Below are 15,357 nucleotides of genomic sequence, written 5' to 3' on the forward strand. Positions count from 1 at the left end.
TAAAATTTTTAATGGCCCTTATGCCAAGGTTTACCTAGCCACATGGGTTCGTACATTTTTAGTTTTTGTTTATTTTTACTTAGCATAATCAGTACTATAAGCGTTGCACCATAAGGCAGCATGGCCAGTAAATTAGAATCCACCGCTAAGCCAAGCGCCTGTGCCACTAAGTGCATAATGCTGGCAAAACCAAATAAATAAGCGCCTAGCATTACCCGCTCAATTCGCCAACTTGCAAATACCACTAAAGCCAGTGCTATCCAGCCTCGACCCGAGGTCATGTTTTGTGTCCAAAGAGGTGTGTAAGCAAGCGATAGGTACGCCCCTGCAATACCCGCCATTGCGCCGCCAAACATCACCGCTAAATAGCGAGTACGCATTACAGGCAAGCCTAAGTTATTACCAACGCCTGGGTTTTCACCAATAGCGCGTACCGCAAGCCCTGCCCTGTGGTATTTAAAAAATAAATAAGCGCCAAGTACTAACGCCCAACTTAAATACACAATGGCATCTTGCGAAAACAGCGCTTTACCCAGTAGCGGAATATGCTCAAACCCTGCAATTGCTAAAGTAGGTAAGGCATTAATGGTTTTGCCCTCGTAATCAACGCCTAAAAATGCCGACAAGCCCGTGCCAAAAATAGTTAGCGCTAACCCCGCAGCCACTTGGCTAGCATTTAAATTAAGTGCTACAAACGCAAATACTAACGACGCCATAACCCCCACAAGCGCAGCCACGCTAAAGCCTATAAAGAGGTTGTCGCATTGGTACATGGTTATAAACCCTGCCACCGCGCCTAATAACATCATGCCCTCTTGCCCAAGGTTAAGTGTGCCGCTTTTCTCGCATACCATTTCACCTAGAGCCACCAGCAATAAAGGCGTGCCGGTGCGAATAGTGGCGTATAAAATATTTGTGAATACCTCTAAATCCATGTTTAAGATTCCTGTGCGATGGGTGTTAGCTGCGTTTTTTGTTGTTTAAATGGCAGTAACAATTTAATGCGATAACCAATAAGCACATCGCACGAGAGTAAATAAAACAGCATTAAGCCCTGAAAAATGCCGGTAATGGCATTAGGTAGGCCAATTTCTATTTGCGCCATTTCGCCGCCCATATAAATAAGCCCCATTAACAGCCCTGCTAAGGTGATCCCAAGCGGATGTAAGCGCCCTAAAAAAGCCACAATAATTGCGGCGTAACCATAACCAGGGGATATTTGCGGCACTAATTGCCCAATAGGCCCAGCCACTTCGCCAGCCCCTGCAAGCCCAGCTAACCCGCCACTTATTACCAATACACCGGCAATTAAAAGCGCGCGTTTATAGCCCGCCATTTTGGCCGCCGATGCATCAAGCCCAAGTACTTGTATTTGAAAACCCACAAAGGTTTTACTAATAAACACCCATGTGGCACACAGCGCTAATAGCGCAAATGCAAGCCCTAAATGAAGCCGAGTGCCATCAAAGATCACCGGCAGTAAAGTGCTATCGCCAAATAAGGCGCTTTCAGGAAAGTTATAACCGTATGGGTCTTTTAATGGACCGTGTACTGACCACAGCAACACATTAACGGCAATGTAATTGAGCATAATGGTGACTAAAATTTCGTTGGTGTTTAAACGTAATTTCATAAAGGCAGCTAAGCCTGCCCACAGCATGCCACCGGCAATACCTGCAAGTAATGTAAGCCCTAATGCAAAGGAACTTGTAGAGTCAACAAAGTTAACAGCTACGGCACTGGCGCATACGCCGCCAATCAGTAGCTGCCCTTCAGCACCTATATTCCACACCGACGCCCTGTAACACAGCGCTAAACCATAGGCACATAATAAAATTGGAATGGTCATTACTAATAGCTCGGTAACGCCGTACCAGTCAGAAATAGGCGCTACGAGCAAGGTATATAAGGCATTAAGCGGGTCGTGCCCTAATAAGGCAAACACCACATAACCTGTTATTAAAGTGAGTAAAATGGCTAAAACAGGAGAAAGATAACTCCATGTTTTTGAGCGCTCTACGCGGGGTTCAAGCTTTATCATGCCGGCGCTCCTTGCGATGTTATTTTTGCTATGTTGCTTTTAGTGTCGTGATTAAAATCGCCCGCCATCCACTGCCCTAATTGCACAAGTGGTACACAGTCGGTATTTAAAATAGGCGAGAGTTTGCCATCGCAAATTGCACCAATTCGGTCACAAATTTTATAGAGCTCGTCTAAATCTTCTGAAATAACCAGTACTGCACAGCCTTCGTCGCGCAGCGTTAAAATTGCCTCGTGAATGGCAACTTGCGCGCCAATATCTACACCCCATGTTGGGTGTGACATAACCAGCAATTGTGGGTTTTGCTCAACCTCTCGGCCAATAATAAACTTTTGCAAATTACCGCCCGAAAGGCTTGCTGCGTGAGTACGGTTGCTGGGGGTTTTTACGTTGTATTTTTTAATGATTTTGTCGGCGAGTTGGCTAATTTTTTGTTTTACTAAAAAGCCTTTTTTAACTAAACCACTATCAAAACTGGTAAGGAGTGCATTGTGCGCTAAATCCATATCAGGGACTGCGCCGCGCCCTAGCCTGTCCTCGGGTACGCATGCAAGCCCGAGCCTGCGCCTTTTTAGAGGGCATAACGCATCAACAGCTGTATTTTTAAATTTTATTGCGTTGCTATTTTTTTGCGGCTCCTCTCCCGAAAGCGCTTTTAATAGCTCCTCTTGCCCATTACCGGCAACCCCTGCAATACCGACTATTTCGCCTTGTTTTACGGCAAAGTTCACGTTTTTAAGCGCAATATCAAATAACGCCTGCGCACTGGTTGATAAGTTATCGACTGTTAAAAAATCACCAGTGCCAGTCGCTCTGCGCGTTTGGTTACTTATTGGTGTGCTATCGCCTACCATTAAGCGAGCTATTGATTCGCTGGTTTCGTTTTTAGGAATGCAATGCCCGCTTACCTTGCCAGCGCGCAAAATAGTGGCGCTGTCGCAAAGCGCAATAACTTCATGCAACTTATGGCTAATAAACAACACCGAGCAGCCTTCTTTTTTAAGCGAATGCAGGGTTTTAAACAGTGCATCTACTTCTTGCGGAGTGAGTACCGAGGTGGGTTCATCTAAAATAAGCAGTTGAATATCTAATAATAAACACCTGACTATTTCTACTCGTTGGCGCTCGCCCGTTGAAAGCGTAGACACCAACCTATGCGGGTCCAGCGGCATGCCGTACCTAGCCGATGTTTTACTAATTCTGCTGGCAAGTGTGCTGCTATGCCCTGCTAAATCGCCCAGCGCTAACGCGATATTTTGCGCAACTGTTAGGGTTTCAAATAACGAAAAATGCTGAAACACCATACCTATGCCTAATTCGCGGGCATCGGCGGGTTCTTTTATGTCCATTTTGCGGCCATTAAAAAACATGTCCCCTTGGTCAGGTTTAACTACACCGTAAAGCATTTTCATTAACGTGCTTTTACCTGCGCCGTTTTCACCAAGCAGGGCATGTACCTCACCATGTTTTATTTTTATTGTTACGCCGTCGTTGGCTATACATCCGGGGTACTGCTTTGTCATTCCCTGCATAGTAAGGCGATATTTATTGTCCATTATTTAAACCTTTCTTTGTGCTTGTTGGTTAAATAAGCTAGCCTAGAAACTTAGCTGACCAAGCGGTCAACAATGGCATGGTATCTGCAATTAACTTACCAAGATGAAAAAGTTTTTTTCTTAGCAGTACCAAAACAACAAGAAAAAATATACGCCAAGCCTTTACATATCAGGGCTTTATAAAAGTTAAGGGGGTCTGTGTGATTACGTTTTTATTAAATGACACGCCAATAGAAGTAGAAGAATGCGCGCCGAATCTCACCATTTTGGACTGGCTTCGCACCAAAAAAGGGAAAATGGGCACCAAAGAAGGGTGTGCAACAGGCGATTGTGGCGCATGCACAATTTTAGTTGGCGAAGAAAAACTAAATTCAAACGGTGAGCCAGTTTGGCACTATAAAACCATGAATAGTTGCCTGCTTTTATTAGGTAATGCACACGCAAAACACATAGTAACCGTAGAGGCTGTAACAACTGGGCTTTACCCTACACTTAACGATTTACACCCAGTGCAACGCGCATTGGTTGAGTGCCATGGTTCGCAATGTGGTTTTTGTACCCCTGGCATAATAATGAGCATGTTGGCGCTTTATATTAATAACCCGAGTTACCCAGGTAAAAAAGCCGCTATTCATGCGCTAGGGGGAAATTTATGTCGTTGTACGGGTTACAGCCCTGTTTTACTTGCAGTTGAAAAAGCTTATAGCTACGAGCGTAAAAATGAGCCTTACTCTGCCATGGCGGCACAATTTAAGGCATCACTAAATATAGGTGATGACATTCCTTGTTTAAAAAATGGCGCTCGTACGTTTTATTTACCGCAAAGTGCAGCGCAACTTGTTGAGCTTAAAGCGCGTTACCCACAGGCACACCTGGTTGCTGGTGGCACCGACTTTGCCATTGAGCTTAGCCAAAACATGCTATTGCCCGATATTATTATATCGCTTAGCCAAACCAGTGAGCTGTGCACTTTAACCGATAACAGCGGTGAGCTACATATTGGTGCAGCACTCCCTTACAGCCAATTTGTTGAAGCGTTTTACACTTACTACCCTGAGTCTAAAGAGCTGTTTGAACGCCTTGGCTCTAACCAAGTACGTAACAGTGGCACCTTAGGTGGCAGCATAGGAAACGCCTCTCCTATTGGCGATCCTGCCCCTTTACTCATTGCACTTAATGCCACTTTAGATTTATTAAGCACTGCAGGCACACGCACAATAAACGTGGCTGACTACTTTGTTGATTACAAAAAAACAGTCATTAAAAGCGATGAAGTCATTAGCAAAATTACCGTACCTAAACGCCCAGACTCGTTAAAGCTTGCCTGTCATAAAATTTCAAAACGCTTTGAAGATGATATATCTACTGTGTGTTTAGTGCTGGCTATAGAGCAAACGCAAGGCGTAATTAGCAATGCCCGCTGCGCCATGGGCGGTATGGCTGCCATACCAAAACGCGCCGCACACATAGAGCAAAAGCTTAATACTCAGTCCTTGCAAGTAAGCACGTTTATAGATGCCGCTAGTGCTATAAATGATGACTTTGCTCCCATGAGCGATGTACGTAGCAGCGCACATTACCGCACTACGGTAAGCAAAAACTTGCTACAGCGTATTGGTATTGAGTTTTGCGGTGCACAGCCAAGCAGTAAAAATAATAACAACATTGCCATTACGAGGATTTCACATGCGTCACTTTGAAATGGATAAACTAAAAGCCCAAGGCGGAAGTGTTGGCCAATCTAAGTATCACGAAAGCGCAATAAAACAAGTATGTGGCAATGCAAACTACGCCGACGATAACCCTGAGCCCCATGGCTGCTTGCACGCCTACCCAGTGCTTGCGCCTATTACCAGCGGCTTTATTAAATCAATTGATACAAGTAAAGCGCTTGAAGTGGAAGGCGTTATGCGTATTTTATCGGCCGATGATGTACCCGGTAAGCTTGATATTGGCCCAGTATTCCCTGGGGATGTGCTATTAACCAATCACGAAATTCAATACCACGGACAACCTGTGCTGGTAGTGGTTGCCAAAAGCTACGCCATTGCGCGCCGCGCTGCTCGCTTAGTGGTTATAGAATGCGAGCAAACCACCCCCATACTTGATATTAAAGAAGCGATTAAAAAAGAGCACTGGGTAAGGCCGCCGCATTCACTTAACCGCGGTAATAGCGAGCAAGCCATTAATAATGCAGCCCACCAACTTAAAGGTGAAATACACATAGGCGGGCAAGAACACTTTTACCTTGAGGGGCAAATAGCACTTGCTCAGCCCGACAACGATGGCGGTATTCATGTTCAGTGTTCTACACAGCACCCAACAGAGGTGCAGCACTTAGTTGCTAAAATTTTAAAAAAGCCATTTAGCTTTGTAAACGTAGAAACCCGCCGCATGGGCGGAGCCTTTGGCGGTAAAGAAACCCAAGGCGCGCCGTGGGCTTGCCTTGCAGCACTTGCAGTTTACTACCTTGGCTGCGCCGTTAAAATGCGCCTAGCCCGCAGCGACGACTTTAAACTTACCGGTAAGCGCCACCCATTTTATAATCAATACCATGTAGGGTTTGACGAAAAGGGCCTGATTGAAGGCGCTGATGTAACTGTAAATGGGTTTTGTGGTTATTCGCCTGATTTATCTGATGCTATTGTCGACCGTGCAATGTTTCATGCTGATAACGCTTATTACTACCCAGCTGCCACCATTAAAGGGAATCGCTGTAAAGTAAACACCGTAAGCCACACTGCATTTAGAGGATTTGGTGGCCCGCAAGGCATGATCATGGGCGAGCTAATAATGGACGACATAGCCGCTAAATTAGGTAAAGACCCGCTTGAGATCCGAAAACTTAATTTATACAAAAAAGGCCGCGACACCACGCCGTATCATCAAACAGTAGAGCAGCATATTTTAAAAGATATGATAAGCCAGCTTGAGGAGTCGGGTGATTACTGGGCGCGAAAAAAGGCAATTAAAACCTTTAACGCATCATCGCCTATAATCAAAAAAGGCCTTGCGATGACGCCGGTTAAATACGGTATATCGTTTACCGTACAGCACTTAAACCAGGCGGGTGCACTCGTACATGTATATAGTGATGGATCAATTCATTTAAACCATGGCGGCACCGAAATGGGCCAAGGGCTTAATACAAAAATAGCGCAAATAGTAGCCCATGGCTTTGGCGTTGATTTTGACGCAGTAAGCATAAGCGCTACTCGTACCGACAAAGTACCAAACACCTCGCCAACCGCCGCATCAAGCGGGACTGACCTAAACGGCATGGCAGCGCTAAACGCGGTAAATACCATAAAAGAGCGTTTAATAGACTTTATAAGTGAGCACTTTGAAGTAGACAGCCAAAGTATTGTATTTAAAGATAACCTCATTACCTTTAGCAAAGGCGAAATTAGCTTTAGCGAACTTGCAAACCTTGCTTATATGAATCGTATATCGCTTTCATCAACCGGTTATTACGCAACGCCTAAAATTCATTACGATAGAGCGAAAGGCGAAGGCCGGCCATTTTTTTACTACGCACACGGCGTAGCACTGAGTGAAGTAGAAGTAGATACGCTGACAGGCGAAAACACCGTAACCCGCGTTGATATACTGCACGATGTGGGCAGCTCAATTAACCCTGCACTTGATATAGGCCAAATTGAAGGGGCTTTTGTACAAGGTATGGGCTGGCTTACCACCGAAGACTTACAATGGAATGATAAAGGCCAGCTTGCAAGCTTTGGCCCTGCTAACTATAAAATTCCTGCAATTGGCGATACCCCTGCCGAATTTAATGTAAATTTATATAACTCGGCCAACCCAGAAACCACGGTATTTAGATCAAAAGCGGTTGGCGAGCCGCCGTTTATGTTGGCCTTTAGTGTGTGGAGTGCTATTCGTAATGCTATAAGCAGTGTGGCTGATTACAAATACACCGCCCCACTTGATACACCCGCCACACCTGAGCGTGTATTAAATGCAATTGAGCAAACCGCTAGCTGGTTTAAGGAGCAGCAACATGGCTAATTTAAATGAGTCGTTCCAGGGTTTTCATACGCAAAATTGGGCACAAGCTATAAACGAGCACGAACAAAGCGGCACTAATTATGTTATTGCCACTGTGCTTGGCACCAATGGCTCAACCCCACGTGGCACAGGCTCTAAAATGGTAATAAGCGGCGAGCACATTTACGACACCCTTGGCGGTGGTCACCTTGAATACGCAGTAATAGAAAAAGCCCGCGAGCTACTTGCCAAAGGCGAGGCCGCCCAAGTGATAGAGCAATTTAACCTAGGCGCAAATTTAGGCCAATGTTGCGGGGGAGCTGCCACCGTTATGCTTGAGTGCATGCAATGCGAACGCTTTACCCTCGACATATACGGCGCAGGCCATGTAGCACAGGCGCTTATTGGTATATTGGCGCAATTACCGATGCGTATACGCTGGATAGATAGCCGCGCCGATGTATTCCCGCAAGTTATTCCTAATAACGTAATAAAAGTGGTTGATGAAGAGCCAACAGAGCAAGTAAAACGTGCGCCAAAGGCTAATAATTACTTAATATTAACCCATAACCACCAGCTCGACTTTGCACTTACACAAGCCATTATTAAACGCGCTGATGCTAATTGGCTTGGTGTAATTGGCTCAGATACTAAAGCAAAACGCTTTAAACAGCGCTTAGCCCATCGCGATTTTACCACCGAGCAAATAAAGCAAATGACCTGCCCTGTAGGGCTTGAAAATGTAACGGGCAAGCTCCCTATGGAAGTAGCAATATCAATTAGCGGGCAGTTAATTGGCCTTTATCAGGCTATGCAAACCCATGCGCCCAAACGCCAAGGCCTGCAATGGCGTGCACTTAAAAATGCCTTAATTAGCACCACGCACGAGGAAGAAAACGCATGAGTAGCTTAAAAATTAACGACCTAAATGCAGCGCAAGCGCATCAAGCATTAGAGCATTGTTGCGCCGCCCCTAACTGGGTAAGCGGTATGCTAAATATCATGCCATTTGAAAATAAAGAGCACTTATTTAACAGCGCGCAAAGCGTATGGTATAGCCTAGGGGAGAGCGATTATTTAGCCGCTTTTGAAGGCCACCCGCAAATAGGCGATTTATCAACATTAAGTAAAAAGTACGCCGCTACAGCACAAAAAGCGGGGCACGAACAATCAGGCATGAGTAAAGCAAACGAGCAAACCCTAAAAAAAATGATTGCGCTAAATAAAGAATACCTCAGTAAATTTGGCTTTATATTTATTGTGTGTGCCAGTGGTAAAAGTGCTGAGCAAATGCTTGAACTTATTGAGCAGCGCATACACAACACCCGCAGCACAGAGCTTAATATAGCCGCGGGCGAACAAGCCAAAATAACAAAAATAAGATTGGAGTCATTGCTATGAATAAAAGCCCTATCACTACCCATATTCTCGATACCAGCACAGGTAAACCGGCTGAAAATGTAGCTGTACAATTGTTTTTACTCACTAATAACGAGTGGCAATTAATTGCTCAAGGTAAAACAAATAGCGACGGGCGAATTACCGACTGGCTCAACACAGACGTAGAATTTGCAACCTATAAACTGGTTTTTGACTTAGATAGCTATTATGAAAACCAAGAAACACCTGCGTTTTACCCTGAGGCGCAAATCACCTTTAGATTACAAGATAAAAAACACCATCATATTCCGTTATTGCTTAGCCCATTTGGCTACTCAACGTACAGAGGCAGCTAATTATGAGCACCCACAACAATAATAAAATAACCGTAATGTGTGCCAACATACTCGATTTTGTTGACGACCCCGCCATCGCAGGCGAAAACGCCCATCGCTATTTTGAAAAAGGCGCGTTAGTTATTCAAAGCGGCAAAGTGGTTAACCTTGGTTACGAGCAAGACATACTGTCAAGCATTGATAAGTCAGCCACTATTATTCGCCACGATGGTAAATTAGTAATGCCCGGCATGATAGACACGCACATACATTTGCCGCAAACCGAAATGGTCGGCGCTTATGGCGAGCAGCTTTTAAGCTGGCTTACCGAATACGCCTTCCCCACTGAAAAAAAGTTTACCTGTGAGCATTATTCAAAAGACATATCTAACCGCTTTTTAGACGAGCTACTTAGAAACGGCACCACTACCGCATTGGTATTTGGCACTGTGCACCCGCAATCGGTAGATGCGTTTTTTAACGAATCTCAAAAACGTAATTTACGTATGATTGCCGGTAAGGTAATGATGGACAGAAACTGCCCAGATGATTTATCAGATTGTGCGCAAACCAGTTACGATCAATCAAAAGCACTGATAGAAAAATGGCACAATGTTGATAGGTTAAGCTATGCAGTAACACCACGTTTTGCGCCCACATCAACCCCAGAGCAACTACAAAAATGTACTCAATTATTAGAAGAATACCCCGACACCTACCTACATACGCACTTATCTGAAAACAAAGACGAGTGCGAATGGGTAAAAGGGTTATTTCCTGAAGCCGAAGATTACCTTGGCGTGTACGAGCAAGCTAAAATGGTGCGTAAACGCTCGGTATTTGCCCATAGTATTCATTTATCTGAGCGTGAGCTGTGCTGCCTTGCCGATAACAACGCGGCTATATCGCACTGCCCTACCTCTAACTTATTTTTAGGCTCGGGCCTTTTAAATTTAAAGAGATGTGAAGAGCATGGAATAAATGTGGGTATGGGTACCGATGTTGGCGCAGGAACAAGTTTTTCTATGCTACAAACGGGTAACGAAGCGTACAAAATTCAGCAGTTACAAGGTCAAAAGTTCTCAGCATTTAAAGGTTTTTATTTAGCCACCCTAGGCGGCGCACGTGCCCTTGATTTAGAGGGCACCATAGGTAACTTTAATGTAGGCTGCGAGGCCGACTTTATTGTAATGGATTACGCGGCCACCTCGTTTTTAAAATTCAGAATTGGCCATGCCAAAACCCTTCACGAACAGCTTTTTGCCATGATGATGCTAGGCGACGACCGCTGTATTGAACAAACCTACATTATGGGTAAAAGCGTGTATAAACGCGACGAACAAACCCAGTTTGCAGCCACACCCACACCCGATTTAGAAGAGGCATAACCCGATGGAAAACTATTTATTTGAGCTTGCTCATTTGGTGTTTAGATACTTTCACGTGGTAGCAGGTATAGCGTGGATAGGCGCCTCATTTTATTTTGTGTGGCTTGATAATAACTTACAAACACCGCCACAATGGAAACAAGATAAAGGCATAAAAGGCGATTTATGGGCTATTCATGGCGGCGGCTTTTACGAAGTGGCTAAGTATCAAAATGGCCCAGAACAAATGCCCTCTACCCTACATTGGTTTAAGTGGGAGGCCTACACAACCTGGATCAGCGGCGCGCTGTTATTTACGCTGTTATATTATGTGGGTGCAGATGTGTATTTACTTGATGCCAGTAAAAGTGAGCTCAGTAAGTTTGCGGCTATTGGTGCATCACTTGGTTTTATAGGCTTAGGCTATGGTGTTTATCGGTTATTGTGTAAAAGCCCGCTTGTTGAAAACGGCAAGGCATTTATTGCCCTAGGTGTAGGCTTTTTAGCGTTATGGACGTATGGGGTTGATCAGCTATTTAGTGACCGCGCAGTGTATATTCATGTTGGTGCATTAATTGGTACCTGTATGGCCGGTAATGTATATCACATTATAATGCCTGCACAGCGCTACATGGTAAGCGAAGTAGAAGCTGGGCGCATTCCTGATTCAGCGCCGGGCTTAAAAGCAAAGCAATGCTCAGTACATAATAACTACGCCACCCTACCCGTTATTTTTATTATGCTAAGTAACCATTTTTCGTATACCTATAGCCATAAGTTTGGTTGGTTAGTGCTTATCGGCTTTTTTATTATTGGTATGTGGATACGCCACTTTTTTAATTTAAAGCACCAAGGTGTTAATAAGCCTTCAGTACTAATAAGCGGTATTGCCGCGTTTTTTGCGTTAATGCTAGCCATAGCACCGTGGCCAAGTAGTTCTGTAAACGCGAATAATGAGCTACAAGCAAGCATAAGTGATGCGCAAGCATGGGATATTATTAATAAACACTGTACACAGTGCCACAGTGAAACCCCTACATCGAAGCTTTTTCAAACCGCGCCGCTCGGCTTTAAGCTCGACTCACTTGCTGATGTAAAAAAAGCCAGTGCACTTATTCATACTCGCGCCGTTATTACCAAAGATATGCCATTGGCTAACATGACAAAAATGACTGATGCAGAGCGTGAAATGCTTGGCACTTGGCTTAGTGCAGTAAAAAAGGAGCAGTAACATGAGCGAGCAATTTAAACATTACCCGCGCGATTTAATTGGTTATGGTGCACACACTCCGCATGCCAACTGGCCTAATAAAGCCCGTATAGCCGTGCAAGTAGTATTAAATTACGAAGAAGGCGGTGAAAACTGTGTACTGCATGGTGATGCAGGAGCCGAAACGTTTTTATCTGAAATAGTCAGCGCTCCCCATGTAGAAGACCGCCACATAAGCATGGAGTCTATTTACGAATATGGCTCGCGCGCAGGCGTGTGGCGCTTACTTAAACTCTTTAAAAAATACGATATACCGGTCACCATTTTTGCTGTGGCAATGGCCCTTGAGCGCCACCCCGATGTAGCTAAAGCCTTTGTTGAAGCTGGGCACGAAATTGCAAGCCACGGCCTGCGCTGGATTAATTATCAACATATAGATAAACAAACCGAGCGCGAGCACATGCAAAAAGCCATTGAAATCATTCAAACGCTTACCGGTAAAAAGCCCACAGGCTGGTACACCGGGCGCACAAGCCCTAACACAGCAGCCCTTGTGGTAGAAAATGGCTCGTTTTTATATGATGCCGACGATTACAGCGACGACTTACCCTTTTACAGTATTAAAGAAGGTAAGCCACAGCTAATAGTGCCCTACACGCTTGATGTAAACGACATGCGCTTTGCCGCTGTGCAAGGCTTTAATGCCGGCGATCAGTTTTATAATTATTTAAAAGATGCCTTTGATACGCTTTATGAAGAAGGCGACCCACAAGGTGAAAACGCCCCTAAAATGATGTCGATAGGGCTGCATTGTCGCTTAATTGGCCGCCCAGGGCGCATTAAAGCCCTTGCACGGTTTTTAGAATATGCTAAATCGCATCAGCAAGTTTGGTTTGCCACGCGTGAGCAAATAGCCGAACACTGGCTTAAAACTCATCCGTATAATACCAATCCGCAATAGTACTTAATTATGCGCATTGGTATAATAAAGCCTAGATGTGAACCGTTAAAACTAAACACTAATAGCTTATTAGAGTTATCGTAAAACAAAAAAAGCCCAGCAGTGCTGGGCTTAAGGTCACTTTAGGAGTAGTGGTTTACTTAGCCATAGGTAATAAAACCGATATGTAACGCTGAGCCCAATTTGCTAATTCAACACGGTTACGAGAATTGGTTTTTTTAAAGGCACTGTACAAATGCGTTTTAACGGTGTGGTCACTTATATTAAGTTTATCGGCAATGGCGTTATTGCTCGCCCCTTGAGCAATTAAGTGAATAACCGATTTTTCACGTTTAGTAAGGTGCGCGTAATCCCCTTTTTTGAGGGTAATGTCTTCTTGTAGGCTATTAAACGAAGAGGCAACCGAGAGAATATCTGAAAACGCTTTTGATATAACCTTTCGCGTAAACCATAACTCGCCTGAGGTTATTCTAACTAGCCCTTTAAAAATAGTTTCTGGTGCATCTGATTTATAAAACACACCATTAAAATGATTTAACAGTAGGTTTTTTTCGCACACGGCATTGGGCTCTACATTAAATAAGACAACTTTATGCTTTTTAGCGAGGCAAATTAAGTCGGCAGGCAGCAAATCTAACCAGTTATTTTTAGCGCCATCAATTAAAAATAAATCAAACTTGTCCCTTTTCTCGTTTTTAGGGATCACGTCGTCCATTTTAATATCGCCAAAAATGGCTTGCATGGTTTTTAATACAGTTGTGTAGCTTTCACAGTGAAAAGAAGATTGAAACGTGGTTTTTACAAAAACGGCGTGTGGTTGTAGCATAGATTTCTTCCTTGAAATGTTTACACCACACTACCGAATTTATTAATCACTTACAATGCACCTGGGCATTATTTATACACGGCATAAAACAATCACCAATAATATTTAGTTAATAGTTACAATAACTTAATGAAAATTAGTGAATTATTTTCATATAAAACACTGCTCTGATCAGTCTTCACATAACGTATAAAAGCGGTAGGTAACCCCGTTAGTCCAGCCAAAACCTTGCTGTACTACGTATTCTCCGCCCCCTGCTTTTAATTGAGGCACGCACACATTGTATTTTTCTAGTAGGCACTGATTAACAGAAAAGTCGTTTTCTACCATTGTTAGCCAGTTTTGCATTATACGTTTACTAAGATCACTAAAACCGTAATTATTAAGCCCTTTAACAGCAAACCACTGCAGCGGAGCCCACCCATTAGGGCTATCCCATTGCTGTGATGTAGAGGTAACGGTAGTAACTATGCCGCCGGCCTTTAAAAAGTCGCGGCTTAGTCGCTCGGCAATATGTTGAGCTTGTTGTTCAGACGCTAAGTTAAAAAATAATGCAGTACTTGCGGCAGCGCTTAACACCTTAGATTGACTCGCTTTGTGATGATTATAATCAACAAAAAAGTGTTGTTGCTCACTCCACATGTATTTATTAATCAGTGTGCGGCGAGCTGCTGCGTAGTCGCTAAATAAATCGGCTTGTTGGCTATTACCTAGCAGCTTATTAAACTTACTAAGCTGTTTTTCTAGGTTATAAAGCAAACAATTAAGATCAATGGGTAATATATCGGTCGTTTGTATAGAGCTAAGTGAATTAGGCTCAGCTAGCCAGCGAGAACTAAAGTCCCAGCCAGATTCACACGCTGCACGTATATGTCGATAAAAGTCGGGCTTTTTATGCTCAGCTAAGCCCTCTGCGAGTGCCAGATCTTCTCTCAGGGATTCTGCCCTAGGGGCTGCTTCATCGTCCCAATAACGATTTAACTTGCCACCGCATGGCATTTTTACAACTCGCCTTAGTGCCGTTTTCTCGTTAGTAAGCTCTTCTGCGCCTTGCATCCAAAACGCATACTCTTTTTCAAGCGCATCAACACATTTTTCAAGCCATGCTACATTATTGGTTTTGCTGTGTTCGTGCTGCCATAGTAATTCAACCATAAGCGCTAAAATAGGTGGCTGTGAACGCGATAAGTAGTAACTGCGGTTGCCATTTGGAATACACCCATAATCGTTTATAAGGTCGATAAAGTTTTGCAGCATATCTTCAACAATCTCGGGTTTATTAGCATCAATTAAGCCGAGCGCTGTAAAGTAGCTATCCCAGTAGTATATTTCCTGAAAACGCCCACCAGGCACAATGTAGCTATGCTTTAATGCTAATAAAGAATCGGCTTTAGGTTTATCAGCCGCCCGTCTCAAACCATGCCACAAAGAGTTAATGTAGTGTTTAACACTTGCGGTATCTGGCTCACTTTGCATACGTAGTAAGGGGGTCGTAATAAAGTGAGCATTTACAAACTCTTTTAATTGGGCTTGATTAAGTGGTGCTACTTGCTCGTAGTGTTTACACGCACTTTGCCAGCTGGTTCGTGCAGTTGCATCTGCAAATGTTTTACAGTCATCAAAAATATGTTGGGTCTGTACATCTTTAAATAACTGGCTCTCAAAAAAATTCATAA

The 15,357-nt window shown here is 43.9% G+C and carries 13 protein-coding genes; 8 read left to right on the forward strand and 5 right to left on the reverse strand.

The genetic code is table 11. The features are described from left to right. Positions 1 to 8 precede the first annotated feature (8 nt). From CWB60_RS01670 to CWB60_RS01680, 3 genes are read right to left on the reverse strand one after another with little or no spacing between them, the layout of a single operon-like run. On the reverse strand, positions 9 to 935 hold the full coding sequence (locus tag CWB60_RS01670; protein WP_024032830.1) for an ABC transporter permease: 927 nt from the start codon (positions 933 to 935) through the stop codon (positions 9 to 11). Between the two features lie 2 nt (positions 936 to 937). Next, positions 938 to 2,041 (reverse strand): ABC transporter permease, encoded by a 1,104-nt coding sequence (locus CWB60_RS01675; RefSeq protein WP_138576535.1) that lies wholly within the window; start codon positions 2,039 to 2,041, stop codon positions 938 to 940. Then, on the reverse strand, positions 2,038 to 3,597 hold the full coding sequence (locus CWB60_RS01680) for an ABC transporter ATP-binding protein (RefSeq protein ID WP_138576537.1): 1,560 nt from the start codon (positions 3,595 to 3,597) through the stop codon (positions 2,038 to 2,040). Before CWB60_RS01680 ends, CWB60_RS01675 begins: the two co-directional genes overlap by 4 nt. 200 nt (positions 3,598 to 3,797) lie before the next feature. Here CWB60_RS01680 and xdhA point away from each other — a divergent pair, with 200 nt between their 5' ends. The 8 genes from xdhA to puuE are packed head-to-tail and all read left to right on the forward strand — an operon-like array spanning position 3,798 to position 12,855. Continuing rightward, the gene (xdhA, locus tag CWB60_RS01685) at positions 3,798 to 5,297 is read left to right on the forward strand and encodes a xanthine dehydrogenase small subunit (RefSeq protein ID WP_138576539.1); all 1,500 of its coding nucleotides are present in this window, start codon (positions 3,798 to 3,800) and stop codon (positions 5,295 to 5,297) included. Then, positions 5,284 to 7,623, forward strand: coding sequence for a xanthine dehydrogenase molybdopterin binding subunit (gene xdhB / locus CWB60_RS01690; RefSeq protein ID WP_138576541.1), 2,340 nt, complete (start codon positions 5,284 to 5,286; stop codon positions 7,621 to 7,623). The genes xdhA and xdhB overlap by 14 nt, the downstream gene beginning before the upstream one ends. Continuing rightward, positions 7,616 to 8,506: a xanthine dehydrogenase accessory protein XdhC gene (xdhC, locus tag CWB60_RS01695; RefSeq protein ID WP_138576543.1), complete on the forward strand. Its 891-nt coding sequence runs from the start codon at positions 7,616 to 7,618 to the stop codon at positions 8,504 to 8,506. The genes xdhB and xdhC overlap by 8 nt, the downstream gene beginning before the upstream one ends. Beyond that, positions 8,503 to 9,003: a 2-oxo-4-hydroxy-4-carboxy-5-ureidoimidazoline decarboxylase gene (gene uraD, locus CWB60_RS01700; protein ID WP_138576545.1), complete on the forward strand. Its 501-nt coding sequence runs from the start codon at positions 8,503 to 8,505 to the stop codon at positions 9,001 to 9,003. Before xdhC ends, uraD begins: the two co-directional genes overlap by 4 nt. Continuing rightward, the gene (gene uraH / locus CWB60_RS01705; protein ID WP_138576547.1) at positions 9,000 to 9,338 is read left to right on the forward strand and encodes a hydroxyisourate hydrolase; all 339 of its coding nucleotides are present in this window, start codon (positions 9,000 to 9,002) and stop codon (positions 9,336 to 9,338) included. Before uraD ends, uraH begins: the two co-directional genes overlap by 4 nt. A gap of 2 nt (positions 9,339 to 9,340) precedes the next feature. Beyond that, the gene (gene guaD, locus CWB60_RS01710) at positions 9,341 to 10,705 is read left to right on the forward strand and encodes a guanine deaminase (protein WP_138576549.1); all 1,365 of its coding nucleotides are present in this window, start codon (positions 9,341 to 9,343) and stop codon (positions 10,703 to 10,705) included. A gap of 4 nt (positions 10,706 to 10,709) precedes the next feature. Then, entirely contained in the window at positions 10,710 to 11,915 is a 1,206-nt protein-coding gene (locus CWB60_RS01715) for a urate hydroxylase PuuD (protein ID WP_138576551.1), read from the forward strand. A 1-nt stretch (position 11,916) separates the two neighbouring features. Further along, on the forward strand, positions 11,917 to 12,855 hold the full coding sequence (puuE, locus tag CWB60_RS01720; protein ID WP_138576553.1) for an allantoinase PuuE: 939 nt from the start codon (positions 11,917 to 11,919) through the stop codon (positions 12,853 to 12,855). A 136-nt stretch (positions 12,856 to 12,991) separates the two neighbouring features. On the opposite strand, the gene CWB60_RS01725 is transcribed toward puuE, so the two are convergent. After that, positions 12,992 to 13,681, reverse strand: coding sequence for a response regulator transcription factor (locus tag CWB60_RS01725; protein ID WP_138576555.1), 690 nt, complete (start codon positions 13,679 to 13,681; stop codon positions 12,992 to 12,994). Between the two features lie 171 nt (positions 13,682 to 13,852). Next, positions 13,853 to 15,355 carry a trehalase family glycosidase gene (locus tag CWB60_RS01730; protein WP_138576557.1) on the reverse strand — a complete coding sequence of 501 codons (1,503 nt, stop codon included), beginning with the start codon at positions 15,353 to 15,355 and terminating at the stop codon, positions 13,853 to 13,855. Positions 15,356 to 15,357 lie beyond the last annotated feature (2 nt).

The sequence above is a fragment of the Pseudoalteromonas sp. S327 genome, from assembly GCF_005886415.1.
Classification (GTDB): Bacteria; Pseudomonadota; Gammaproteobacteria; order Enterobacterales; family Alteromonadaceae; genus Pseudoalteromonas; species Pseudoalteromonas atlantica.